We start from the raw sequence: 24,682 nt of genomic DNA, 5'->3' as shown, positions 1-24,682 counted from the left end.
ACTCCTTCAGCCCATCAGCAGGTCGGGCAGCCACAGGGCCAGCCCCGGGAACAGGCAGAGCAGCAGGATCCCCAGGACCATGCACAGCGCGTAGGGCAGGCTGCCCATCAGCACGTTACGCAGGGAGATGTCCGGTGCGATGCTGTTGATGATGAAGAGGTTGAGGCCCACTGGTGGCGTGATCAGGCCGATCTCGAGGTTGATGGTCAGGATCACCGCGAACCAGTAGGGATCGAAATTGGCCGACAGGATGATCGGCAGCAGGATCGGCGCCGTCATCACGATCACCGCTACCGGCGGCAGGAAGAATCCGGCGACCAGCAGGAAGACGTTGATCACCCCCATCAGCACCCAGCGGTTGACCTCGAGATCGGCGATGGCGCCGGCTACCGTCTGGGTGATGAACAGCGACGACAGCGCATAGGCGAAGACCTCGGCGGCGGCGATGATCAGCATGATCATCACGCTCTCGCGCAGCGAATCGCGCATGATCAGCTTGATGGGCCTCACCTGCCACATGCGGTAGATGAGGATGGCGAGCAACAGGCACATGAAGGCGCCGACACCGGCGGCCTCCGAGGGTGTCGCCACGCCGCCGTAGAGGGCGAAGAGGATGCCGAGCACCACGCCCAGGAAGGGCAGCACCCTGACCAGTGCCTTGAGGTTGGCGTCGACGTTCTGGCGGATCGTCTGCTTGACCTTCTCGCTGTTGATGGCCATGGGGTTGTCGTAGCCACCGGCCAGCTTGCAGGCGATCAGGGTCCAGATCATGAAGAGTGCGGCGAGCATGAAGCCGGGCACCACGCCGGCGATGAACAGGCGTCCGATCGAGGTCTCGGTGGAGATGCCATAGATGATCATGGTCACCGAGGGCGGGATCAGGATGCCCAGGGTGCCGCCCGCGGCGATGCAACCGGCGGCCACGCCATCCGGATAGCCGCGCTTGCGCATCTCGGGGATGCCCATCTTGCCGATGGCGGCACAGGTGGCGGGTGATGAGCCCGAGAGGGCAGAGAAGATCGTGCAAGCACCGATGTTGGAGATCGCCAGGCCACCTGGCAGCTTGCCGAGCCAGAGATCCAGCGAACGATAGAGGTCGCGTCCGGTGGGCGAGGAGGCTACCGCGGCACCCATCATGATGAACATGGGGATAGCGACGAAGCCGAACTCGGCAATGCGATCGAAGAAGGTCTCGCCGAAATAGGTCAGCTCCACCATGCCGCGGTCGGCGACCAGGGCGATCAGGGAAATGGCGCCCAGGGCGAAGGCGATTGGCGTGCCGATGGCCATCAGCACGATCAGGCCGATGGCGACGAGAATGCCGGCAGTGACGGGATCCATGATCACTCCTCCCCGCGCAGGATTTCAGCGACGTACTGCAGCGTCAGCAAGGTGATGCCGACGGCCATGGGCAGCAGGGCCGGCCACAGGGGCGGATTCCATACGGAGCCGGTGGTCCATTCGCCGTGCCAGGCCTCGGCGACATACACCCAGGAGGCATAGGCCAGGGCGGCACAGAAACCCAGACCCACCAGGGAGGCCGCCAGGCGCATCAGCTTCCGCGGCAGTCCCGAGAGAGCGTCGGGCAGCACGGTGACGGCGACATGGCCGCCAGTCATCAGGACGTAGGGACTGCCCATCAGCATCGCGGCGGTCACGGAAAAGACCGTGAATTCGGTCTGCCAGCTGGTGCTCATGCCGAGGATATAGCGCACGAACACCATCTGGCATACAACGACTACCCCGGCGACGAACAGCACCGCGGCGAGATAGGCGGTAGCGCGAGAGAGCCTGTCCATCAGGCGTATATAGCCGCCGACGAGCCCGCCGGGCGTCGTGGCGTCAGCGCGGGAGTGTTCCATTAGGCCCTCCGATATGACGGGATGGCCGCCCTCGCAGGGGCGGCCGGTCGGGTCCGATTGGATCGGCGCGTTGGTGTCATTCCACCGCGAGGGCGGCGTCGATCAGTGCCTGGCCGTTCTCGACACTATCGGCGAAGTTCTTGTAGGAGCTCTGCTTGGCGATTTCCAGCCAGGCGTCGTAGTCCTCCTTGCTCATGTTGACCACCTCGACGCCGTTCTCCTCGAACACCTCGACCATCTGCTGGTCGAGGTTGGCGGCTTCGGCGGCGAAGAACGCCTCGGCCTCCTGGCTGGCCGACATCAGAGCCTCCTGCTGCGCCTCGTCGAGATCCTGCCAGACCTGCTCGGAGATCAGGATCGGCTCGTACATGAACCACAGGGCGTGCTCGCCCGGCGCGGTCAGGCAGTCCACCTGCTCGTAGAGGCGGTAGGAGACGAAGGACATGGAGGACGTATTGGCGGCATCCAGAACGCCGGTCTGCATGGCGGTATAGATCTCCGAGGAAGGCATGGAGGCGATCGAGGCGCCTGCGGCCTCCAGCATCTGCTCGAAGGCAGGACCGGCGGCGCGGAAGTTCTGTCCTTCCACGGTGTCCGGCGAGGTGATGCAGTTCAGGCTGGACGCAAAGGCGCCCGAGAGCCAGGCATCGGCCAGTACCCGGGCACCGCCTTCCCGGATGACTTCCTTGATCATGCCCATGAATTCGGAGTCGTTGAGGCGCTGGGCGTGCTCGTGGTTGCGAACCAGGCCGGGCATCAGGGTGGCGGAGAACTCGGGATGGCGACCGCTGGCGTAATCCAGCGGTAGGGCGGTGATGTCCAGGCGTCCGCGAACCATGGCCCCCCACTGCTCGTCGGCCTTGAACAGCGACTGGCCGGGATAGACCTGGATTTCCAGACCGACGTCAGCCTCTGCGACCTTGTCGGCCATCATCTGCACCATCTCGTCGCGCACGTCTCCCTGTCCTCCGGGGAACTGGTGGGAGGCGCGCAGAACGGTCTGGGCGGAGGCGGTGGAACTTGCGGCGATGGCGGCCAGGGCCAGGCCCGCCACAATGGGGGTGAGTGAGGATTTCATGGCATCTCCAGGGACGTTGTTGTTGTGAAATGTTCATCAGCAATGCTGATGTATACTTCAATAGACCTCTAGCTATACTAGTGTCAATTCGGACGGGCTAGACAAAGGTGGAAGCCCTGCCGTATTCGGCACCGAATCGGTGCAGGGAAGGAGGGGGAAAACGCATGAAACGGTCCAACGCCCAGCGGCTCCGGGATGCCCTGGAGGACGACATCATCAATGGCCGCCGGGCGCCCGGCGAGCGTCTCGACCCCGAGGCCCTGTGCCAGGATTTCGAGGTCTCGCGCACGCCGGTGCGCGAGGCCATCCAGCAGCTAGTGGCCAGCGGCCTGGTCACGGTGACGCCCAAGAAGGGCACCTTCGTCGCCCGGGTGGGCCTCGACCAGTTGATCGAGATGTTCGAGGTGATGGCGGAGCTGGAGGGCATGTGCGGACGGCTCGCCGCACGGCGCAACACCGAGGAGGAGCTTGTCGCCCTACGTGAGGCCATGGTGCGCTGCGAAGCCGCCGCAAGGGCCGGCGACACCGACGAGTACTACTACGAGAACGAGGGCTTCCATCACGCCATCTACGCGGCCAGCCACAATGGCTTCCTTGCCGAGGAAGCGCGCCAGCTCAAGCAACGCCTCAAGCCCTATCGCCGCCTGCAACTGCAGGTCCGCAAGCGCATGAGCCGCTCCCTGGCCGAGCACCGCGAGATCCTCGCAGCCATCGAGCGCGGCGACGCAGAGGGGGCGGAATGCCTGTTGCGTGAGCACGTGCTGATCCAGGGTGAGCGCTTCAGCGACTTCGTTTCCAGCGTGCGCCGTTTCGGGACCCGGCTCGGCGCCGTCTGACGGGGCCGGTCAGGCGTCTGGCGTGGCCCGTGACAGGACTGCCGGGACGTCCCTTCCTTGAGTGACGCGCAACGCGTGCTGCTATCGGTGGGAGGCGGTCATGCTGCCGGCGAGCACCAGCACTGCCGCCACCGGTAGCCGCCAGTCCGGCGCCGTGACACCGGCCAGCACCAGGAAAAGTGTAGCGAGGACCGGCACGGCGTGGGCCAGGTTGCCGACCCGGCCCGCCTGCGGGTCGCGCATCGCACGATCCCAGGCGAGCATGGCGATGCCGTAGGGGCCCAGGCCCAGGGCCGCAGTAGCCAGCAGTGCCGATGGCGAGGGCAGTTCGCTCACTCCCTCCAGGGCCAGGCTGGCGACGCCGGTCATCACGCTGGCAATCAGCAGCAGGTGTGGCATGCGCTCGCCGAGCCGATAGCTCGGCACCTGGCAGGCCAGCGAATAGAGCGCCCAGCAAAGCGCCGCCACCAGCGCCAGCAGGTAGCCGCTCCAGGCGCCTGAAAAGCCGCTCGCCAGGGCCTGGGGCGCGACCAGCAGGGCGGCACCCGAGAACGCCAGCAAGGCTCCAATCACCGTGGTGCGCGGGATGTGGCGCAGTACCAGCCAGCGGCTGGCCAGCAGGAAAAGCACCGGCCAGGAGTAGATGATCAGTGCCGCCTCGGCGGCTGGCGCCAAGGAAAGGCTGGCGAAGCTGGCCCCCACCGCCCCGGCCATCAGCAGCGGAACGCCGAGGTGGACCACCACGCCATGGCCCTTCGAGAGCGACCCCTCGCGGCGCTTGCGGCCGCGGGCCATGGGCAGGGTGCCCAGGGCTCCGGCCAGCAGCGCCAGGGCCGAGAGGCGCAGCGGCGGCAGTTCCCCGGCGGCACTCACCAGCAGAGGTACCAGCGCCCAGAGCACCACCGCCAGCCCGGCGGCGCCGGCGCCATGCCAGGAGAAGCGTGTGAGTCCGGATGTCTGGCTGTACATGGTGATGACCTTCTTGCTCTGTGGGTGACGAGGCCATCCTAGGGGGTTCACAAACATCACGATAACGATCATTGTTGATTCTGTTCATCAAGATTGGTGATGTATCGATGCGCGCCCCGACCCTGGATCTCGTCCTGCTGCGTACCCTGGTGGCCGTCGCCGACACGGGCAGCGTCACCGGTGCTGCGCGGCGCCTTGCCTATACTCAGTCCACCGTCAGCATGCAGCTGCAGCGGCTGGAGGGGGCGCTGGGCATTTCCCTGCACGAGCGGGAGGGCCGCCGCCTGCGCTTCACCGCCGAAGGGGATCGCCTGCTGGGCCATGCTCGGCGGCTGCTGGCGCTCAATGACGAGGCCTTGGCCGACATGCGGGCGCGGCGCGTCACCGGTGAGCTGAACCTGGGGATTCCCGAGGACTACGCCAGCTTGCTCACCTCGGTGTTCTCCTGGTTCCACCAGCTTTACCCCGAGGTTCGCCTGCAGGTGACCTGCGGCACCAGTGCTCACCTGCTTGAGCGGGTGCGCGCCGACGAGCTGGACCTGGCGCTGGTCACCCGCCAGCGAAACTCTCCGGGAGGCGAGATGATCCGTCGCGAGCCGCTGGCCTGGGCGGTCGGGTTGCAGTACCAGCCTGCGCTGTCCGACCCGCTTCCCCTGGGGCTCTACTCACCCGGTGCCGACCTCTTCCGCGAGGTCGCCGAGGAGGCGCTGGCCGCCGCCGGTCGCGACTGGCGGGTGGCCTACATGAGCCAATCCATGGTCGGGCTGGGCCCGGTGGTGCAGGCGGGGCTGGCCATCGTGGTGGTGACCCGCAGCATGCTGACGCCTCAACTGCGCGCCCTGGACGAAACGAGCGGCCTGCCGCCGCTGCCTTCCGTGGAGCTGGCCCTGCACCGTGCCGCCCGGCGGCCCACCGAGCCGGCCCGGCGCCTGGCCGAGCTGATTCGCGAGCAACTTTCTCCGGCAGGCCCCTTGGCCTGAGGCAGGCCAGGACGGCGACAGGTCGAAAGCTGCAAACCTGAGCGTTATACTCGGGTATTCATCCCAGGCCGGGCCTCGGCCGCCGATCGGAGTCGCCATGTTTCCCGAGTTCACCCTTCGCTACGCCCGCCTGCCCGAGCGTTTCTACCTGCGCTTCGATCCTGTGGCGGTGAAGGCGCCGCGGCTGGTGGCCTTCAATCGGCCGCTGGCCGAGCAGTTGGGCTTCGATCTGGCCGTCTTCGACGAGCGCCAGGCCGCCGAGTGGTTCGCGGGCAATACCGTGCCGGAAGGCGCCGAGCCGCTGGCGCAGGCCTATGCCGGCCACCAGTTCGGCCACTTCAACCCCCGCCTGGGCGACGGCCGGGCGGTGCTGCTCGGCGAGGTGACCGACCGCGAGGGCCGGCTGCGCGATATCCAGCTCAAGGGTGCCGGCTGCACGCCCTTCTCGCGCGGCGCCGATGGCCGTGCCCCCCTGGGCCCGGTATTGCGCGAATACCTGGTCAGCGAAGCGATGTTTATCCTGGGTGTGCCCACCACTCGGGCCCTGGCCGCGGTGACCACCGGCGAACGCGTGTTCCGGCGAGTGCCGGAACACGGTGCCGTGCTGACCCGCGTTGCCGCCAGCCACCTGCGAGTGGGCACCTTCCAGTACTTCGCCGCGCGCGAAGACCTTGATGCCGTGCGTACCCTGGCCGACCTGGCCATCGAGCGTCACTATCCACATCTTCTGGGGCCCGAGCTTGCCGACAGACAGGAAAGCGAGCGCTACCTGGCCCTGGTGGAAGCGGCACAGGCTCGCCAGGCGGCACTGGTGGCGAAGTGGATGGGCCTGGGCTTCATCCATGGGGTGATGAACACCGACAACTGCAGTATCGCCGGCGAGACCATCGATTATGGCCCCTGCGCCTTCATGGAGGCCTATGACCCGGCCACGGTGTTCAGCTCCATCGACGAGGGTGGCCGCTATGCCTATCGCAACCAGCCGTGGATCGCCCGATGGAATCTGGCGCGTTTCGCCGAGACCCTGTTACCGCTGATCGATGATGACCAGGAGCGCGGGGTGGAACGTGCCACCGCGGTGATCGAGGCCTTCGAGGGGCAGTACGAGGCCGAGTGGCTGGCGGTGATGCGCGAGAAGCTCGGGCTGGAGAAGGAGGAGGAGGGCGACCGTGTGTTGGTCGAGGCCTTCCTTGAGGCCATGCAGGCCGGTCGTGCCGACTTCACGCTGGCCTTCCGCCGCCTGAGCGAGGCGGTCGATGAGGATGCCCCCGCGCTGCTCGAGCTGTTCGAGGTTCGGGAAGGCATCGAGGAATGGCTGCCCCGCTGGCGCGAGCGGCTGGTTCGGGAGGACGTCGACAGGAAGGCGATCGCCGAGCAAATACGCACGGTCAACCCTCTGTATATTCCCCGTAACCACAAGGTCGAGGAGGCCCTGGCCGCTGCCGCCGAGGGGGACTTCACGTACTTCGAGACGCTGCGTGAGGTGCTGGCCGATCCCTTCACCGAGCAGCCCGGCCGCGAGGCATATGCCCTGCCGGCACCGCCCACCGAGGCCGTATTCCGCACCTTCTGCGGGACCTGAGCAGGCTTGCAGCAATAAGCGCCTCCTCCGCCAATCGAAACGATTCCTGAGGCTTGGTGGCACTCCACTCTTCCGAAGAATCTGTAACGCCATCCGTTGCAGGTATTCGATCAGCCGTTCGGCATGTCACTGTGCCAGGAGCTCGAGGGGTCACGTCTTCGTGGGCATGGCCACACGGGTTCCCTGCATAGGAGCCGTGGAGTGGATTCCCCCTTTGATTTGACAGTTGTGAAACGACGTACTCATATGTAGTTGGTGAAATAACAAAATCCACCAACAAGTGAGACGATCATGAAAGGAATAAAAGCATCGCTTCTGCCTGCCGCCCTGATGGGGACCATGGTTATCGGCAGCGGAATGGCGTCGTCCGCCTCTGCACAGGATCCTTACACAGTCGGCGTCGAGGCCTCCTTCCCACCCTGGGCCTATGTTGAAGGGGGAGAGTTCAAGGGGATTGCCATTGATGCCATGGAGGCAATCGCCGAGGAGAGAGGCATCGAGATAGAGTTCCAGGATATGCCGTTCCCATCGCTGATTCCGGCACTCGCGGCGGAGAAGATCGATATTCTTGCCACCGGCCTCACTGTCACCGAAGAGCGTAGCGAGAACATCGACTTCACTATCCCCTGGTGGGAAACCAACGACGTCGTGCTGGTGCCCGAAGATTCCGAACTCAACGTCTTTACCGCCGTTTGTTGCGGGGCCCGCGTGGGCGTGCAGGGCGGCTCTTCCCAGCAGGCCTGGATGGAAGAGAACGTGGTGAATTCCAGTGATATCGATGTCGAGCTGGCCAAATACGACAATTATGTTACCGCAGTTGATGACATGGCGATCGGTCGTATCTCTTCCGTGATCGTCGACGACACCTCCGCCCAAGAGTACATCAACGCTGGCAAGCCAGTGAAGATGGCGGGCAAGATCTTCATACGTGCACCGCTGGCGCTGGCGGTATCCAAGGATGACCCCCAGGAGATTCTCGGCGACCTGAATCAGGGAATCCTGGCCATCTATGAATCCGGTGAATGGGGGGATATTGTCAATGGATACATCCCGGGTGTGACCATCCCTGCGATTCCGGGGCACATGCCGAATTTCGTCGATACCTACCAGAAACCGGTAGCCGGCCTTCCCGATTTGGGTAACGAATAAGTCGCTATGACGTCGGGCGCCTTTCCTGAAGGCAGGGCGCCCGTCATGTCAGGGAAGTCAGCATGGATATATACGACGTACTGCTACGCGATTTTCCCTTCCTGTTGAAGGGGCTTGGGGTGGCCATCGTGCTGTTGGCCGCCCTGCTGCTGATCGGCTTCGTGCTGGGAATTGCTATCTGCCTGGTGCAGCTCTATGGCCCAAGGACACGGCTGGTGCAGTGGCCACTGACGCTCTATGAGCGTGTCTTCAGGGGCGTGCCGATCATCATAATGTTGTTCATCTTCTTCTATGGCATGTCGGGTATTTTCGATATCTCGGCCTTCGGTGCCGCGATACTGGCCATGGGGTTACGCTCGGCGGCCTACCAGTCCCAGATATTCCGTAGCGCCTTTCAGTCGGTACCAACCGGCCAGATGATGGCTGCCCGGGCCATGGGCATGTCCAAGGTCAAGGCAATCCGCCATATCCTCTTTCCCCAGGCGGCTCGGCATGCTATCGGCCCCTGGACCAACGAGTTCTCCTCGGAAATCAAGGAGACCTCCCTAGCCTATGTCATCGGGGTGGTCGAGCTGACCCGTCAGGCTCATTACATCATCACCAGCACCCAGGGCAACGTGTTGACGGTATTTGCCGTGGTGGCGCTGCTGTATTTCATTCTCAATCGGACAGGCAATAGCCTGCTGTATTCCCTTGAACGCAAGCTGGCTGTGCCGGGGTTCGAGAAATGACGCAAGAGGAACGCCGATAATGGCCGACGACCTGATTCTGGACGTACAGAATGTGAAGAAGGCCTATGACGGCCTGGAGGTTCTCAAGGGTATTGGCTTCAGTCTGAGAAAGGGTGAGACCAAGGTGCTGATCGGCCCCTCCGGCTCGGGCAAGAGTACCTTGTTGCGCTGTATCAATTACCTCACTGTGCCGGATGCGGGGCGCATCTACCTCAACGGTGAGGAAGTGCTGAATACCAACATCGATGCCATGCGTGCGCGTATGGGCTTCGTCTTCCAGGACTTCAACCTTTTCTCTCACCTGACGGTGCTCGATAACGTGCGCATCTGCCAGATTAAGGTCAACGGAGCGGACAAGGAGACCGCTACCCAGCGGGCGCATCGTGAACTGGAGCGGGTTGGCCTGGGCGACAAGGCCGACTCTTATCCGGCCGAGCTTTCCGGCGGCCAGCAGCAGCGCGTCTCCATCGCAAGGGCGTTGGCAATGGACCCGGACGTCCTGCTGTTCGATGAGCCTACCTCGGCCCTGGATCCGGAATTGACCGGTGAGGTGGTGAGGGTGATGCAGCAACTGGCCGTCGAGGGTATGACCATGGTGGTGGTAACCCACGAGATGAGCTTCGCTCGCCAGGCTGCCGACGAGATTATCTTTATCGAGAAGGGCCACATCGTCGAGCAAGGGCCACCAGAAGCCATGTTTACCGAGTCCACGCACGAGCGGACTCGGGCCTTCCTCAATGTCATCGCGGAGCACGGGTGAGCCATGCTGGAATTCATCTATTTCGGCATCGAGTGGCTTCCCGAGCTTCTCAAGGGCGTGCCGGTAGCGTTGGCGCTTTGGGTGATCGCCATCACCCTGGGATTTTTCCTCGGGCTTTTGCTTTGCTGGGCCAGGGTCTACGGCAATAGGCTCTTCTACTGGTTCAGCACCGTCTACGTGGAACTCTTTCGTGGTACGCCGATGCTGGTACAAATGTTCTTCATCTACCTGGGCCTGCCCCATGTGGGTATCGTATTCGACGCCTTCACTGCCGCGGTGATCGCCATCACCCTCAACAGCGCGGCTTATCAGGCTGAGTACTTCCGTGGCTCGGTGTTGTCGGTACCGAAGGGCCAACTCGTGGCGGCGAGGGCCTGCGGCATGACCCAGTGGCAGGCGATTCGGCACATCATGGTGCCCCAGGCGCTACGCCGGGTGATTCCGCAATGGTCGAATGAAGCGATCATTGAACTCAAGTTCACCTCCATCGCCTACACCATCGGCGTAGTGGAGATTACCTCCATCGCCTATGACATTGGCTCACGCACCCTTGATTTCTTCCTGGTCTTCCTCTGGGCAGGTCTGATCTATCTGGTGCTTACTTCCACGGTGGCGAGCTTACTTGGCCTTCTCGAGCGGCGCACTTATGTGCCTGGGGTGACCAGCCAGTGATGCTTCAGCGTCACGGACACCTGAGTAATCTTTTTGGCCAGGCAGAGTAGTGGCCGGGGGCATCATGTCTCGGGAATGCCCCTGGCCACTTTCCTCGGTGAAGCTTGATTCACTCCGGCTGGGCGACCATCAGTGGTTCGCCTTCCGGCCCGATCTGGAAGACGATGAAGCTCGCACCGTCAGAGCTCAGGGTGCGCGCCACCATTGGTCTGTCGGGTGGCTCCTGAAAGGCCTCGCCGGCGGAAACGGTCCTGGCTTCCTGTCCCTCGACGTCGATCTCGATACTACCCTCGGTTACGTAGACGAAGACGTGGCCAGGGTGGATATGGCGATCGGTTACCCAATCTTTATCTACGTCGAAGCGGACGATGTTCGCTTCCATGCCCTCCAGGTCCTCGAACGTCGTCTTCAGGATTGACGTTGTGTCCGCCTGGGCCGGGGTCAGGGCGCTGGCGACAACGAGTGCTGTTGCGCCACCTAGGGTCATCAGTGTCTGGTTCATGGTGTCTACCTCCATTCAGACGGGATCACCTCTTGCCGCCATGCAGGGCATCGAGCCCTTCAGCGGTGCAGCAAGCCTAGGCTGAAGGCGCGGGCGGCGTCTTGAAAAAATCTGACCTTGCCGCAGGAGGGGGTGCGGGCAGGAAGTGTCCAAGGCACTGTTGACGGTAGGTTGCTGGCGTACAACCCGCTAGGGCTTGGAACTCCCGGGTCAGGTGGCTCTGGTCGCAGTAGTGACACTCCAGTGCCACTTCCGCCAGTGCCTCTTCCGGCGATTGGTCGAGGCAAGCAAGCGCTTGGGCGAGCCGCAGGTAACGAGCGGATACCTTGGGCGTCATGCCGGTGTAGTGCTGGAAGGCGCGCACGAAGTGGCGGTGGCTCCAGCCCAGGGCGCTGACGAGGGCTGAGACCGGCATGGCGCCCCCGGCCTGCTCCAGGCAGTGCCAGGCCCAGTGGATTTCTGTACGCACCTGCCAGGGTTGCCGGTCCAGGTACCTGGCCAACGTTTTCTCCAGCAAGGCGAACCGTTGTCCCCAGGAGGCAGCCACAATGAGCTGTTCGGTAAGCCGATTCGCTGTGTCGCCGAGAATTGCGTCGAGTGGTATCACTCGCCCATCGAGCCCTTGGGTCCCACCCCCGAACAGCTCATAGGCGGCGCAAGGGGAGAGGAGAATCTCGAAGCAAGTGCGTTCTCCGCCATACCTGATGATCAGGGGCGGATGGTCTGGACCGACCACGAAGGAGTCATAGGTGCCTTCCGTATCCGGTGTGGTCAAGGGAGTGATGCGGATGGGATTGCCGAAGCCGATAACCAGTGCGACATGGCCGCGTGGAGGTTCCAGAAGCTGGACGGGACTGGCCAGGTGCACAGCGAATGCCTGGAGCCGGCCGATACCCTCGTTCAGGCGGACTCCGGGATAATACCGGTGGCACTGCCACCCGGCCTCTCTTGGGGCCGGGGATAATGGTTCTCCTGTGGCATGGGCCATGTTCGAATCTCCTCGCACACGGAGGCTCGCAGGCTGAAGGTGTCCGGATGACGCGGTTCCTTGTAAATAGTTGTCGTCCAACGACAGGAGGCTGTCAAAGACGGGAAGGGGGGTCACCTGCACCGGCATGGATTCGTGCCTGGAACAGCTCGACCCAGGGTGCTGGCAGGGGGCAGACAAGAAGACGCCCGGGCTTTCACCCGAGCGTCTCTATCACTGGCCAGGCTTGCCGCCTGGCCTCATGGCACGCTTAACGCCTCATGATTTCTGGAGCTTCTCCAGGTCGAAGCGGTCGGCGTTCATCACCTTGGTCCAGGCCTTGACGAAGTCCTTGACGAACTTCTCCTGGTTGTCGTCCTGGGCGTAGACCTCGGCATAGGAGCGCAGGATGGAGTTGGAGCCGAACACCAGGTCGATGCGGCTGGCCGTCCATTTCACCTGGTCGCTCTTGCGGTCGCGAATCTCGTAGAGATTGTTGCCCGCCGGCTTCCAGGTGTTGTTCATGTCGGTCAGGTTGACGAAGAAGTCGTTGGTCAGCTGACCCTCGCGATCGGTGAACACGCCATGCTTGCTGCCGCCGTGGTTGGTGCCGAGCATGCGCATGCCGCCGATCAGTACGGTCATCTCCGGGCCGGTCAGCCCCATCAGCTGGGCGCGGTCGAGCAGCATCTCCTCCGGCTTGACCACATAGTCCTTCTTAAGCCAGTTGCGGAAGCCATCGACCAGCGGCTCCAGGTACTCGAACGAGTCGGCGTCGGTCATCTCGTCGGAGGCGTCGCCACGGCCCGGGGAGAAGGGTACCAGGATCTCGTGGCCGGCGGCCTTCGCCGCCTGCTCTATGCCCACGCTGCCGCCCAGCACGATCACGTCGGCCACGCTGGCACCGCTGTCGGCGGCGATCTTCTCATAGGCCTTCAACACCCTGGTCAGGCGCTCCGGCTCGTTGCCTTCCCAGTCCTTCTGCGGGGCCAGGCGGATGCGCGCCCCATTGGCACCGCCGCGCATGTCGGAACCGCGGAAGGTGCGGGCGCTGTCCCAGGCGGTACTGACCATCTCGCTGATGGACACACCGCTCTCGGCAATCATCTCCTTGACGGCTTCGACGGAATAGTTGGTGTTGCCGGCCGGTACCGGGTCCTGCCAGATCAGATCCTCGGCCGGCACTTCCGGACCGATGTAGCGGGGCTTCGGGCCCATGTCGCGATGGGTCAGCTTGAACCAGGCGCGGGCGAAACAGTCCTTGAAGTATTCCGGATCCTTCATGAACTTCTCGCAGATGGCCCGGTACGTCGGGTCCACCTTCATTGCCATGTCCGCGTCGGTCATCATCGGATTGCGGCGAACGGAGGGGTCGCTGGTATCGACCGGCTTGTCCTCTTCCTTGATGTCGACGGGCTCCCACTGGTTGGCACCGGCGGGGCTCTTCGTGAGCTCCCACTCGTAGCCGAACAGCATGTCGAAGTAGCCCATGTCGAACTCGAGGGGGTTCTTGGTCCAGGCACCCTCAAGGCCCGAGGTGATGGCGTTGGTGGCCTTGCCCTGCAGGTTCGGGTTGAGCCAGCCGAAGCCCTGCGCTTCGACGTCGGCGGCTTCCGGCTCGGGCCCAAGAGCTTCGGCGTCGCCGTTGCCGTGGGTCTTGCCGACCGTATGGCCGCCGGCGGTCAACGCCGCGGTCTCCTCGTCGTTCATGGCCATGCGAGCGAAGGTCTCGCGAACCTGCTCGGCGGTCTTCTGCGGATCGGGCTGGCCGTTGACCCCCTCGGGGTTAACGTAGATCAGGCCCATCTGGACCGCGGCCAGCGGGTTCTCCATGGTGTCGGGCTTATCGACACTGTCATAGCGCTCGTCGGACGGCGCCAGCCACTCCTTCTCTGCCCCCCAGTAGATGTCTTTCTCGGGATGCCAGATGTCTTCGCGGCCGAACGAGAAACCGAACGTCTTGAAGCCCATGGATTCATAGGCCACGTTGCCGGCGAGGATGATCAGGTCGGCCCAGCTGATCTTGTTGCCGTACTTCTTCTTGATCGGCCAGAGCAGGCGCCGCGCCTTGTCGAGGTTGCCGTTATCCGGCCAGGAGTTGATCGGAGCGAAGCGCTGGTTGCCCGTGCCGCCGCCGCCGCGTCCGTCGGCGATGCGGTAGGTGCCCGCCGCGTGCCAGGCCATGCGGATCATCAGGCCGCCGTAGTGGCCCCAGTCGGCCGGCCACCACTCCTGGCTCTCGGTCATCAGGGCATGCATGTCTTTCTTGAGCGCGTCGAAATCGAGCTTCTTGACCTCCTCGCGATAGTCGAAGTCCTCGCCCATCGGGTCGGTCTTGTGATCGTGCTGATGAAGGATGTCCAGATTCAGGGACTCCGGCCACCAGTCGGTGTTGGAATGACCGCTTGCGGTCTGGCCTCCATGCATCACCGGGCACTTGCCGGCACTCTGCTGATCTCCCATTTCACTCTCCAATCTGGCTACGTTGTTTGAGCTGCTACCTGTATATAGACGATGGCAGTCCCGCGGGACAATGAGTCCTCTCAACCATGCGCCACGGCCGGTTCTCACTGCCCCCTCCCTCCAACTTACGCTCCGATAGTCCAACAGCTCAATGTGACATTACCGACCATCTCGATAGCTATTCTGTATTGGAGGCAGGGCCGGCACTGTCAGGGTGCGTGTCTCGCCCATCAGGAAGGAGCTGTTGGCCTCCAGGGCCTCGCGCAGGAAATCCCAAAGCAGGCGTACCCTGGCCAGGCGGCGTTGCTCCTGGCGGGCGGTGATCCAGAACTGGCGATCGATCGCTACTTCTTCCTGCAGCACGTTCACCAGCGTTTCCGAGGCGCTGGCCATGAAGCAGGGCAGCACCGCGAGCCCCGCCCCGTGGAGGCAGGCGGCATGCTGGGTGGTGACGCTGGTGCTGCGCATGGCGAAGTGTGGCCCGGGATGGCCCACCACGGCGGGATCGAGCAGCGGCTCCAGGTAGCTGAGCTGCTCGCTGAAGATCAGGTCATCCACATAGCCCACCAGTCGGTGGGCGCCCAGCTCGGCGAGTCGCTCCGGCATGCCTTGGCGGGCCAGGTACGCGTCGCTGCCGTAGAGCCGCAGCCGATAGTCGCACAGTCGCGAGATCACCAGGCCGGGGCTCACCGGCCGCTCCACGGTGATGGCCAGGTCGGCCTCATGGCGGCTCAGGTTGACCACCCGCGGCAGGGCGAGCAGGTCCAGGGTGACGCCCGGGTGGCGCTCACAGAAGGCGGAGAGCAGCGGGGCGATCACCCAGGTACCGAAGCCCTCGGTGACGCCCAGCCGGATCTGGCCGCTGATCTGGTGATTCTTGTCGGTAAGGCTCTCACCGGCCTCGAAGGCGTGGCGGGCCATCTCCTCGGCGTGGGCGAGAAGCTGCTGGCCGGCCTCGGTGAGGTGGTAGCCGTGGGTGCTGCGCTCGAACAACTGGGTATTGAGCGCCTGTTCGAAGCGCCGTGTCCGCCGCGACAGGGTGGAGTGGTCCAGCCCCAGGCGGCGGGCAGCATCGGTGAGGCGCTCGCTGCGCGCCACCTCGAGAAAGATCTGGATGTCCTGCCAGTCAAGCATGGAGGTCCTCGCGCTCGTAGTTTGTGCCCGAGCCCTGGCCATCGAAGTGTTGTGCATTAACGCACAAACAATGTGCCCGAGTACCCGTTGTCACGCTATCCGGCGTGCGGATAGACTCATTATCATGATCTTCCGTGTATTTATACACACAAAGTCTAATGCCTGGGCGATCCGCGGCTGCGATCCAGCCACAAGTCGATTCCCGGCAGTGACCGCATAGATAAAAAGGAGTACGCCCCATGTCCGTTCGCGAAATCCCCATGTATATCGACGGCCAGCCCGTCCAGTCCCAGAGCCAGGAGTGGCGCGATGTGGTCAACCCGGCCACACAGGAAGTGGTGGCCCGCGTGCCGTTCTGTACTGCCGAGGAGGTAGAGACGGCCGTCGCCAGCGCCAAGGAGGCCTTCAGGACCTGGCGCAAGGTACCGCTGGGCAAGCGCATGCGCATCATGCTCAAGCTGCAGGCGCTGATCCGCGACAATACCGCCGAGCTTGCCGCGCTGATCACCGAAGAGCACGGCAAGACCCTGCCCGACGCCGAGGGCGAGGTGGGCCGCGGCCTGGAAGTGGTGGAGCATGCCTGCTCGATCACCTCCCTGCAGCTGGGCGAGCTGGCCGAGAACGCCGCCAGCGAGGTGGACGTCTACACCATGCACCAGCCGCTGGGCGTGGGCGCCGGCATCACCGCCTTCAACTTCCCGATCATGCTGCCGTGCTTCATGTTCCCGCTGGCCATCGCCACCGGCAACACTTTCGTTCTGAAGCCTTCCGAGCAGGACCCGACCTCTACCATGCGTCTGGTCGAGCTGGCGCATGAGGCGGGCGTGCCGGCCGGCGTGCTCAACGTGGTCCATGGCGGGCCGGACGTGGCCAACCAGATCGCCGACCATACTGACATCAAGGCGCTCTCCTTCATCGGTTCCAGCCACGTGGGCTCGCTGCTCTACAACCGCGCCGCAGCCGCCGGCAAGCGCATGCAATCGATGATGGGTGCCAAGAACCACTGTGTGGTGATGCCGGATGCCAACCGCAGCCAGGCAATCAACAACCTGCTGGGCTCCGCCTTCGGTGCCGCCGGCCAGCGCTGCATGGCCAACTCCGTGGTGGTGCTGGTGGGCGAGGCCCGCGAGTGGCTGGACGACATCGTCGAGGGCGCCCGCAACATGAAGGTCGGCCCCGGCACCCAGCGTGACGCCGACCTGGGCCCGCTGGTTTCTCCGCAGGCCAAGGAGCGCGTGGAGCGCCTGATCAGCGCCGGCGAGAAGGAAGGTGCCAAGCTGATGGTCGACGGCCGTGGCTGCCAGGTGGAAGGCTATCCGAAGGGCAACTTCGTCGGGCCCACCCTGTTTGCCGACGTGACCGCGGAGATGACCATCTATCGCGAGGAGATCTTCGGCCCGGTGCTGTGCGTGGTGAACGTCGAGACCCTGGACGAGGCGATCGCGTTCATCAACGCCAACCCCAACGGTAACGGCACTTCCATCTTCACCAACTCCGGCTGGGTGGCGCGTCGCTTCGAGACCGACATCGACGTCGGCCAGATCGGCATCAACGTGCCGATTCCGGTGCCGGTCGCCTACTTCAGCTTCACCGGTTCGCGCGGCTCCAAGCTGGGCGACCTGGGCCCCAACGGTAAGCAGGCCATCGCCTTCTGGACCCAGACCAAGACCGTCACCGCGCGCTGGTTCGAGCCGGAAAACGTCTCCAGCGGCATCAACAGCACCATCTCGCTGGGCTGATCCTTCCAGCGCTGCGAACCTGCGGCCCCGCCTCGCATGAGGCGGGGCCGTGTTGTGGTGCGCCAGGCATGGCGCGCAGCACCGACAGGTGCTGTTCCCGGGGGTGGTGCCCTGGGATGACTTGGGGGTGCAAGTCCCCTACGGACCCTGATAGCGGGAACCGTTAGCCAAACAGCAAGGGTGTCTGCCGCGAGGCGGAATCTGAAGGAAGCTTAAGGCAAACTCCCGGCCCGACGAACAGGAATCGCATACGAGGCTGTCGCACCTGGGCGAGGGGGCCACGACACCCGAAGCCCAATAGCTATCCAGAGGGGCGGCAGTAAATGCGGCGGGCAGGTGGGAGGAAGGTCGCGCGTCTTACCCTGGGAGGTCTGGTGGTCTGCCACGGTGCTACCGGCGTCGAGAGGCGACGGGATGGGCCACCAGACGTCAGCAGAGGCCATAGTACGTGCCGGTTCACCGCGGCACCAAGGGCCGAACATGAAGAACCGCGAGTAGGCAATGACGTCTCGAGGATCGATCATGAAGACCGAAACTGGCGCTGATACCGCCACCCACCCAGAGGGGCAGGGGCGGCACCCCGAGTCCCGGCCGGTGGGCGTCGAGACGGTCCCGGCGTCGTCATCGTGGACGAAAGCGGAGCCAACCCTGCTCATGGAGGCCGTGGTTGATAAAGCCAACATGGCGCAGGCTTACCGTAAGGTAGTCGCCAACCAAGGTTCGCCGGGTGCCGATGGCATGACGGTGCAACAGTTGGCGGATCACCTGAAACAGCACTGGCCAACGCTGCGCGAGCGGCTGCTGGCCGGTGAGTACCATCCCAGCCCGATTCGAGCCGTCGAGATTCCCAAGCCCAAGGGTGGGACCCGACAGCTCGGCATTCCCACGGTCAGCGACCGGCTGATCCAGCAGGCGCTGTTGCAGGTACTGACGCCGCTCTTCGATCCGGGCTTCTCCGAATCGAGCTACGGCTACCGCCCGAAACGCAGTGCCCAGCAGGCCGTCTCGGCCATGAAGGCCCATGTAACCGCCGACCACCGCTGGGTGGTCGACCTCGACCTGGAAGCCTTCTTCGACCGAGTGAACCACGACCTGCTGATGGCACGGGTCGCGCGCCGCGTCCGCGACACGCGGGTGCTGCGCTTGATCCGCCGCTATCTGGAAGCCGGTATGTTCCAGCATGGCCTGACCACGCCACGCAAGCAGGGTACGCCCCAGGGCGGGCCGTTAAGCCCGCTGCTGGCGAATATCCTGCTGGACGACGTGGACAAGGAACTGGAACGCCGGGGCCACCGCTTCTGCCGTTACGCCGATGATATGCAGGTGTACGTCAAGAGTCGGCGGGCGGGAGAGCGCGTCATGGCCAGCCTGAGTGATTTTCTCGAGAATTCGCTCCGGCTGACGGTCAATCGCGACAAGAGTGCGGTGGATCGTCCCTGGAACCGAGGGTATCTGGGCTACACGCTGACCCGGCACAAGCTGCCGAAGTTGACGCTGGCCAAGGCCAGTCTGACACGCTTGATGCAGCGTGTCCGCGAGATCCTGAAGCGCGGTAACGGGCGCAATATTCGGCGAGTCATCCAAGAGTTGATCCCGGTCCTGAGGGGCTGGGCCAGCTATTTCAGCCTTGTCGACGTGAAGCGCCCGCTGGAAGCACTGGATCGATGGATACGCCGTAGACTGCGCTGCCTGATCTGGCGACAGTGGAAACGGCCAAGGACCCGACGCCGGAAGCTTCTGGCGCTAGGTCTGGACGAGCATCGTGCCTGGAAATCGGCGGGGAATGGGCGAGGCCCTTGGTGGAATTCCGGTGCCTCGCACATGAACCAGGCCTTGCCACGCAAGTGGTTCGACCGGCAGGGCATGATCACGGTACTCGATACGGTAAGAGGGCTCAGCCGTTCTTCGTGAACCGCCGTGGTACGGAACCGTATGCCCGGTGGTGTGAGAGGACGGGGGAGGCGACTCCCCCTCCTACTCGATTTACTGGACGATGGCTGGCATCAGGGCCCTCAGGGCGCTGATCACTCGGCGTCGGTCGTCCTGCTCAAGTCGTCCAGCCTGGCGGATGATCAGGCGTTCATCCAGAGTGAAGAGCTTCATGCGCACGATGGAAGTCGCGGGTAAGCCTGCGGCATCGAGACCCTGGATTTCGATATCCAGCGGCCAGGAGGAGTTGTTGGCACTGGTGATCATGGCCATCAGGAGCTGTCCTGTAGAGCGATGAAAGTCCTCGTTAGAAGAGATGACCAGCGCTGGCCGACGCCTGGTCGTGTTCCTGTCGGTGAAAGGAAACGGCACAACCACAACATCGAAGGCCTCAAAGATCACGGTAGGCATCCTCGTCGGCCTCGGAATTCCACTCGCTCAGGGTTTCTTCCACCGCATGGGTAAAGGCCAGGTCGAGCGGTGATGCCTTGCGAAGTCGAATCTCACCGTCTTCGATCTCGAAGCAGATGGTATCGCCGGCATGAAGGTCCAGTGCCCTGCGGACGTTACCGGGAATCGTCGCCTGGTATTTGCTGGTCAGACGACTGCTGGCGGTGGACATGGCTCGCCTCCTTCCGAATTTTTTAAGTAATACGGTAATGCTAGCCTTGCTGCCAGCCTGTGGCAATGAAGGGCTGCACCCTCTCGGCGGTTCGGTTGATCTTGAGCCAAAGGCTATATGCTTACGTTAACGTCAACTGCTATCTTGACGGCTTGCCCAGCAACAACAATCCCTGGAGCCACCATGACCCCACCGATCAGCCGCTTTCCCGTCCCCGAATCGATCCAGGACCTGCCCGCAGACGTACGCGATGCCATGCTGGCCGTGCAGGAGAAGGCCGGCTTTGTCCCCAATGTCTTCCTGATGCTGGCCCATCGGCCGGCCGAGTTTCGTGCCTTCTTCGCCTACCACGATGCCCTGATGGAGCGGGAGTCCGACACGCTCACCAAGGCCGAGAAAGAGATGATCGTGGTGGCCACCAGCGCCCGAAACCACTGCCTCTACTGCGTGGTGGCCCACGGTGCCCTGGTGCGGATCTACAGCAAGAACCCCTTGCTTGCCGACCAGGTGGCCATCAACCACCGCACCGCGCCGATCAGCGAGCGGCATCGCACCATGCTGGATTTCGCCATGTACTGCGGCCTGGAGGTGGGCGAGCTCACCGACGAATGGGAAGCCCGGCTCACCGAGGCCGGCTTCACCCAGGACGACATCTGGGACATCGGCGCCATCACCGCCTTCTTCGGCCTCTCCAATCGCCTGGTCACCCTCACCGGCACCCCGCCCAACGAGGAGTTCTACCTGATGGGGAGGGTGCCGCGGGAGAAGTGAGCAGTATTGGCCACCATTGAGGCGCCAGCGTAGGCTCAAGATAACCAGACTGGGGAGGCCCACATGGCGGCGGAAAGAAAGACATGGATGGATCAAGATAGATTGCTGGTGTTATCCCTCTACTGTCGACTCACCTTTGGGCAGCTTCACCGGGGGCGGCCTGAGGTTATCAAGTTGGCTGAACAGATGGGGCGCTCGGCCAATTCCGTTGCGATGAAGCTTTCCAACTATGCGAGTCTCGATCCTGAAGTATTGGCACTTGGCAAGAAGGGGCTATCCGGCGCTTCCCAGCAGGACCGCTTGCTATGGCAACGCTTCATGGCCGAACCAGAAGCTCTGGCCAGTGAATGCGAGGAGATTTGGTCGATCCTTGGCGAAAAAGTGGCGCCATCCGACGTCGAGGTTGACTACACCGGACAGGACGTAGCGAGTATCCAGAAGCGGCGAGTAGGGCAGTCGCTATTCCGCAAAGCAGTGATGATTCGTTATGACACCCGCTGCGTTATTACGGGACTTCGTCATGAGGACTTGCTGATTGCTAGTCATATTGTGCCCTGGCAGGTGCGCCCCGAGTGTCGCCTTGACCCTGCCAACGGGCTCTGCCTCAATGCGCTGCATGATCGTGCCTTCGACAAAGGCTTATTGGCTATTGATGGCCGAGGATGTATCCGAATCTCTCCAGAGTTGGCTGAGGGAGGGTTGAATGGTCAGCTAAAAGGGCAGCTCAGCGATATCGATGGACAGCCTTTGAAATTGACGGCTTCAGTGTTTCCCAATCGCGACTATCTCGATTGGCATTTTCGAGAGTGCTATCGGCACTAACTGCCTTGGCTCTCCTCCATCAGCCGCAATATGGGCCTGAGTTGGCTTTCGTGCAGGATCAGCACGCTGTCGCCGATTTCGCCTTCGCGAGGCGCCACCACGGCACATTCACCTTCCTCCAGATGAAACTCGTGGATCTCACGGGGCCCGTCGGCGGTCTGGCAGAGGACCGAACGGTAGGTATCATCTTCCCCGTAGGTGAGGCGGTGGTAGACCTTGAAGAAGGTGTAGAGGGTCAGGCCCTGTGGGAAGGCGGGCCAGCGGGCGGGGATGGTGCAGGTTTCCTCTTCGAGTGCCTGGCCGTTCGCCTCGGCGGCTGCGATAGCCCGTTCCAGCGGCTCGGCCAGTAGGGAAGCGGCGTCACGGGGCAGCGGCTTCAGATTCTCGAAGGCGTTCTGGTAGTCGTCGGCCACCCGGCAAAATTCCGCCAGGGAGCCCAGCCGATGATCGCTGTGGCATAGCTCAGAGGGCTCGAAGCTGCCGTTCGCCCAGCCGTGGATGACGCGAAGTACCAGCCTGGCGTCTCGCATTGGTGCCAGTACCAGCGCCTGGGTAGCCACGCGCAGGTGCAGCAAGCGCTCTGTGGCAGCGTTTTCGAAGGCGCTGTAGGGATCAATGAAGATCGCATGCAAGCGACCCGGGACATGTTCCTTGGCTTCGGTGTAGGGCATCTCGGGGGTTCCGGCACGGGTGGTCGTCATGACGAGGTGGCGCTATGATGCTCCTCGATCCCGTCTCTATCGGCCATCCCGGCTACGGCTTGAGGCGCGATCCCACAATCCATTCATTTGTCGCCAGGGGAGTCCCGCTGCCGTATGCGTCGGCTGGGCTGAGAGAGCGCACTGCGCTGACCCTGGAACCTGATCCGGTTCATACCGGCGGAGGAAGTGCGACATGCCCTACCTGACGTCTGCCGTGCTCGGCGCGGCGCTGCTTTGTTTTGCTGTCCTGGGCCTGAGGGCCCGTCGGGCCGATGGCCCCCTCGATGACTACGTGACGGCCCGCAACTCCCAGGGGGCCCAGGCCATCGGCCTGTCGTTCCTGGCGTCCAGCATGGGCGCCTGGATCCTCTTCGCGCCCCCCGAGATCGGCGCCTTCGTGGGGCCGGTGGCGCTGGCCGGCTATGCCATCGGTTCGTCGCTGCCGTTCATCGTTCTGGGGCTCTATGGCCCCGCCATTCGCCGCTACCTGCCGGAAGGTCGCAGTATCGGTGAGTTCGCCGAGGCCTGCTACGGCGCCGGAGTGCGGCGTTGGGTCTCCTTCGTCTCCGTGGCCTACATGGCCTGCTTCCTGGCCGCCGAGCTCACCGCCATCGGCGCCATCGCCGCGCTGCTCTCCGATGTGCCGCCGTCGCTGGTGATTCTTGGCCTGGCTGTGGTCACCCTGGCCTACACCACCGTGGGTGGCCTGCGGGCAAGCCTGGCGACGGATCGCTGGCAGGCGTGGCTGCTGCTGGCCCTGCTGGTGCTGGTCGGCGGCGTGGCCTGGTGGTGGCTGCCGCCCATGCCGGCCGAGGCGGTGATGCCCTCGGTGCCCGCCGGTAGCGCCCTCTCCGTGGCGCTGACGCTGGTGATTGCGGTCACCGCGGCCAACCTCTTCCATCAGGGCTACTGGCAGCGTATCTGGGCGGCCGAGGACGACCGAGCGCTGGGTCGTGGGGCGCTGCTGGGCGCGACCAGCAGCCTGCTGGTGGTGATGGCCATCGGCGGGCTCGGGATGCTGGCGGCCATGCAGGGACTGGCGCTGGGCGAGCCACCGATCCCCTTCTTTGCGCTGCTCTCCGCCGCGCCGGCCTGGCTGGGCCTGCCGGCGCTGGTGCTGGCGGTAACCCTGGTGGCTTCCAGCGTGGATACCCTGCAGAACGCCATTGCCTCCATGGCGGTGGCCAGCTCCGGGCGGCGCGGGCTTTCGGTGCGGGCGGCACGGCTGGTCACGGTGGCGATGATGGTGCCGGTGGTATGGGTGGCCCTGCAGGGCTTCTCGGTGCTGCGCCTGTTCCTGATCGCCGACCTGCTGTGCGCCGCCATCGTGGTGCCGGTGCTGCTGGGACTGTGGCAACGCATGTCGCCGCTGGCGGCAGTGGGTGGCGGCCTGGCGGGGCTGTTCGGCGCGGTGCTGCCGGGATGGGTCAGCCAGGGCAGCCTTTCTGCCGGCGTGCTGGCGGCGAGCTTCCCCGGCAGCATCCCGACCCTGGCGCCCTTCCTGGGCGCGCTGCTCGCCTCCACCCTGGTCAGCCTGCTGATCGCCTGGCTTCGGCCGGGGGCGAGATTTTACCTGGCAAGCAAGGGAGACGCCTGATGACGATCCGTTCTGACTGGAACGCCTGGGCCGCCGGCCGAGAATCGGCCCGCATCACCGATTGGCTGCGCGAGATCAGCGAGCCCGACTGGTCTGCCACGGTGAACCACCCGCTGTTCGATGCGCTGGCAGAGGGGCGGCTATCGGGTGACGACTTCGCCACCTACATGGTGCAGGACTACGGCTTCGTCGACCCCTTCACCGCTCTGATCGGTCATGCCATCGGCCAGGCGCCGACCATGGATGACCGGGTGGTGCTGGGGCAGTTCATGGGCATGCTCACAAGCGATGAGAACAGCACCTTCCAGCGCACCTTCGAGGCCTTCGATGTGCCCGGGAGCCAGCATGAGGCGCCGGACTACCTGCCCGAGACCCGGGCGTTTCGCGAGCTGCTGCATGATATCGGCCAGGGCGGCCATTACGCCGAGATCCTGGCCGTGCTGGTGGTCACCGAGTGGCTCTATCTCGAGTGGGCGCTGCGCGTCACGCGTGTCGAGGGGCTGCACCCGCTGATGGCCGAATGGATCGACCTGCACGACAATCCGCCTTTCCAGGAGTTCGTGGCCTGGCTGCGCCGTCGCCTGGACGAGGAGGCCATGGCGCTGGACGAAACTGCCTTCGCCCGCATGACCGAGCGCTTCCGCGACACCGTGGCGAAGGAGCGCGCCTTCCATGACGCCGTGCAGCCGCGCTGAGCGGGTCGGTCAGTGAGAAGGAGCATGGCCCTCGCCAATCATCCGTCCGGTCCATGCGATGCTCAGTCGAGGAAAGCGGCTAGGTCGTGCGGTGGCGATATGGACAGCCGTCAGGTCCGAG

General features: G+C 63.8%; 24 protein-coding genes and 1 riboswitch. Of the genes, 13 read left to right on the top strand and 11 right to left on the bottom strand.

Annotated elements, in window-relative coordinates:
- Positions 1-6: 6 nt before the first annotated feature.
- From BMY30_RS12195 to dctP, 3 genes are all read right to left on the bottom strand, one after another.
- The gene (locus BMY30_RS12195; protein ID WP_089714058.1) at positions 7-1,341 is read right to left on the bottom strand and encodes a TRAP transporter large permease; all 1,335 of its coding nucleotides are present in this window, start codon (positions 1,339-1,341) and stop codon (positions 7-9) included.
- A 2-nt stretch (positions 1,342-1,343) separates the two neighbouring features.
- Positions 1,344-1,862 (bottom strand): TRAP transporter small permease subunit, encoded by a 519-nt coding sequence (locus BMY30_RS12190; RefSeq protein ID WP_089714056.1) that lies wholly within the window; start codon positions 1,860-1,862, stop codon positions 1,344-1,346.
- Between the two features lie 76 nt (positions 1,863-1,938).
- Complete coding sequence (dctP, locus tag BMY30_RS12185) at positions 1,939-2,940, bottom strand: TRAP transporter substrate-binding protein DctP (protein ID WP_089714053.1); 1,002 nt, start codon at positions 2,938-2,940, stop codon at positions 1,939-1,941.
- A gap of 164 nt (positions 2,941-3,104) precedes the next feature.
- On the opposite strand from dctP, the gene BMY30_RS12180 reads away from it, so the two are divergent.
- Positions 3,105-3,776, top strand: a complete 672-nt coding sequence (locus BMY30_RS12180) for a GntR family transcriptional regulator (RefSeq protein ID WP_089714051.1) — start codon at positions 3,105-3,107, stop codon at positions 3,774-3,776.
- A gap of 81 nt (positions 3,777-3,857) precedes the next feature.
- Here BMY30_RS12180 and BMY30_RS12175 read toward each other — a convergent pair whose 3' ends face one another.
- Positions 3,858-4,745, bottom strand: coding sequence for a DMT family transporter (locus tag BMY30_RS12175; RefSeq protein WP_089714104.1), 888 nt, complete (start codon positions 4,743-4,745; stop codon positions 3,858-3,860).
- Positions 4,746-4,852: 107 nt separating this feature from the next.
- Between BMY30_RS12175 and BMY30_RS12170 the strand changes: the two genes are divergently transcribed.
- From BMY30_RS12170 to BMY30_RS12145, 6 genes are all read left to right on the top strand, one after another.
- On the top strand, positions 4,853-5,725 hold the full coding sequence (locus tag BMY30_RS12170; RefSeq protein WP_089714101.1) for a LysR substrate-binding domain-containing protein: 873 nt from the start codon (positions 4,853-4,855) through the stop codon (positions 5,723-5,725).
- A gap of 97 nt (positions 5,726-5,822) precedes the next feature.
- The gene (locus BMY30_RS12165; protein ID WP_089714048.1) at positions 5,823-7,307 is read left to right on the top strand and encodes a protein adenylyltransferase SelO; all 1,485 of its coding nucleotides are present in this window, start codon (positions 5,823-5,825) and stop codon (positions 7,305-7,307) included.
- A gap of 291 nt (positions 7,308-7,598) precedes the next feature.
- Positions 7,599-8,456 (top strand): ABC transporter substrate-binding protein, encoded by an 858-nt coding sequence (locus BMY30_RS12160; RefSeq protein WP_089714046.1) that lies wholly within the window; start codon positions 7,599-7,601, stop codon positions 8,454-8,456.
- 62 nt (positions 8,457-8,518) lie between these two features.
- Complete coding sequence (locus tag BMY30_RS12155) at positions 8,519-9,187, top strand: amino acid ABC transporter permease (protein ID WP_089714043.1); 669 nt, start codon at positions 8,519-8,521, stop codon at positions 9,185-9,187.
- A gap of 19 nt (positions 9,188-9,206) precedes the next feature.
- Complete coding sequence (locus BMY30_RS12150; protein WP_089714041.1) at positions 9,207-9,947, top strand: amino acid ABC transporter ATP-binding protein; 741 nt, start codon at positions 9,207-9,209, stop codon at positions 9,945-9,947.
- A 3-nt stretch (positions 9,948-9,950) separates the two neighbouring features.
- A complete protein-coding gene (locus tag BMY30_RS12145; protein WP_089714039.1) occupies positions 9,951-10,619 on the top strand; it encodes an amino acid ABC transporter permease in 669 nt (222 codons plus the stop codon).
- Between the two features lie 109 nt (positions 10,620-10,728).
- On the opposite strand, the gene BMY30_RS12140 is transcribed toward BMY30_RS12145, so the two are convergent.
- The 4 genes from BMY30_RS12140 to BMY30_RS12125 all read right to left on the bottom strand — a co-directional run bounded on the left by BMY30_RS12140 (position 10,729) and on the right by BMY30_RS12125 (position 15,685).
- Positions 10,729-11,121: a cupin domain-containing protein gene (locus BMY30_RS12140; RefSeq protein WP_170840134.1), complete on the bottom strand. Its 393-nt coding sequence runs from the start codon at positions 11,119-11,121 to the stop codon at positions 10,729-10,731.
- A gap of 76 nt (positions 11,122-11,197) precedes the next feature.
- Positions 11,198-12,109, bottom strand: coding sequence for an AraC family transcriptional regulator (locus BMY30_RS12135; RefSeq protein WP_170840133.1), 912 nt, complete (start codon positions 12,107-12,109; stop codon positions 11,198-11,200).
- A gap of 258 nt (positions 12,110-12,367) precedes the next feature.
- On the bottom strand, positions 12,368-14,551 hold the full coding sequence (gene katG / locus BMY30_RS12130; RefSeq protein WP_089714034.1) for a catalase/peroxidase HPI: 2,184 nt from the start codon (positions 14,549-14,551) through the stop codon (positions 12,368-12,370).
- 159 nt (positions 14,552-14,710) lie between these two features.
- Positions 14,711-15,685, bottom strand: coding sequence for a LysR family transcriptional regulator (locus BMY30_RS12125; protein ID WP_089714032.1), 975 nt, complete (start codon positions 15,683-15,685; stop codon positions 14,711-14,713).
- Between the two features lie 239 nt (positions 15,686-15,924).
- Here BMY30_RS12125 and BMY30_RS12120 point away from each other — a divergent pair, with 239 nt between their 5' ends.
- Both BMY30_RS12120 and ltrA read left to right on the top strand, forming a co-directional pair.
- Positions 15,925-17,424, top strand: coding sequence for a CoA-acylating methylmalonate-semialdehyde dehydrogenase (locus BMY30_RS12120; RefSeq protein ID WP_089714029.1), 1,500 nt, complete (start codon positions 15,925-15,927; stop codon positions 17,422-17,424).
- A gap of 522 nt (positions 17,425-17,946) precedes the next feature.
- Positions 17,947-19,335: a group II intron reverse transcriptase/maturase gene (gene ltrA / locus BMY30_RS12110; protein ID WP_089714027.1), complete on the top strand. Its 1,389-nt coding sequence runs from the start codon at positions 17,947-17,949 to the stop codon at positions 19,333-19,335.
- Positions 19,336-19,407: 72 nt separating this feature from the next.
- Here the strand turns inward: ltrA and BMY30_RS12105 are convergent, their stop codons facing one another.
- Both BMY30_RS12105 and BMY30_RS12100 read right to left on the bottom strand, forming a co-directional pair.
- Complete coding sequence (locus tag BMY30_RS12105; protein WP_244516198.1) at positions 19,408-19,764, bottom strand: type II toxin-antitoxin system PemK/MazF family toxin; 357 nt, start codon at positions 19,762-19,764, stop codon at positions 19,408-19,410.
- Positions 19,745-19,975, bottom strand: coding sequence for an AbrB/MazE/SpoVT family DNA-binding domain-containing protein (locus tag BMY30_RS12100; RefSeq protein WP_089714022.1), 231 nt, complete (start codon positions 19,973-19,975; stop codon positions 19,745-19,747). Before BMY30_RS12100 ends, BMY30_RS12105 begins: the two co-directional genes overlap by 20 nt.
- A 183-nt stretch (positions 19,976-20,158) precedes the next feature.
- Here BMY30_RS12100 and BMY30_RS12095 point away from each other — a divergent pair, with 183 nt between their 5' ends.
- Together BMY30_RS12095 and BMY30_RS12090 are read left to right on the top strand one after the other, a co-directional pair.
- Positions 20,159-20,746, top strand: a complete 588-nt coding sequence (locus tag BMY30_RS12095; protein WP_089714020.1) for a peroxidase-related enzyme — start codon at positions 20,159-20,161, stop codon at positions 20,744-20,746.
- Between the two features lie 63 nt (positions 20,747-20,809).
- On the top strand, positions 20,810-21,568 hold the full coding sequence (locus BMY30_RS12090) for an HNH endonuclease (RefSeq protein ID WP_089714018.1): 759 nt from the start codon (positions 20,810-20,812) through the stop codon (positions 21,566-21,568).
- Here BMY30_RS12090 and BMY30_RS12085 read toward each other — a convergent pair.
- On the bottom strand, positions 21,565-22,269 hold the full coding sequence (locus BMY30_RS12085; protein ID WP_342027786.1) for a hypothetical protein: 705 nt from the start codon (positions 22,267-22,269) through the stop codon (positions 21,565-21,567). The genes BMY30_RS12090 and BMY30_RS12085 overlap by 4 nt on opposite strands.
- A gap of 85 nt (positions 22,270-22,354) precedes the next feature.
- Positions 22,355-22,473, top strand: a riboswitch (TPP riboswitch).
- On the opposite strand from BMY30_RS12085, the gene BMY30_RS12080 reads away from it, so the two are divergent.
- Together BMY30_RS12080 and BMY30_RS12075 are read left to right on the top strand one after the other, a co-directional pair.
- Entirely contained in the window at positions 22,463-23,866 is a 1,404-nt protein-coding gene (locus BMY30_RS12080) for a sodium:solute symporter family transporter (protein ID WP_089714016.1), read from the top strand. Its footprint overlaps the riboswitch before it by 11 nt.
- Positions 23,866-24,561, top strand: a complete 696-nt coding sequence (locus tag BMY30_RS12075) for a TenA family protein (RefSeq protein ID WP_089714014.1) — start codon at positions 23,866-23,868, stop codon at positions 24,559-24,561. Before BMY30_RS12080 ends, BMY30_RS12075 begins: the two co-directional genes overlap by 1 nt.
- Positions 24,562-24,682 lie beyond the last annotated feature (121 nt).

The organism is Halomonas daqiaonensis (assembly GCF_900109725.1).
GTDB lineage: Bacteria > Pseudomonadota > Gammaproteobacteria > Pseudomonadales > Halomonadaceae > Halomonas > Halomonas daqiaonensis.
This window is presented reverse-complemented; position numbering and strand designations above follow the sequence as displayed.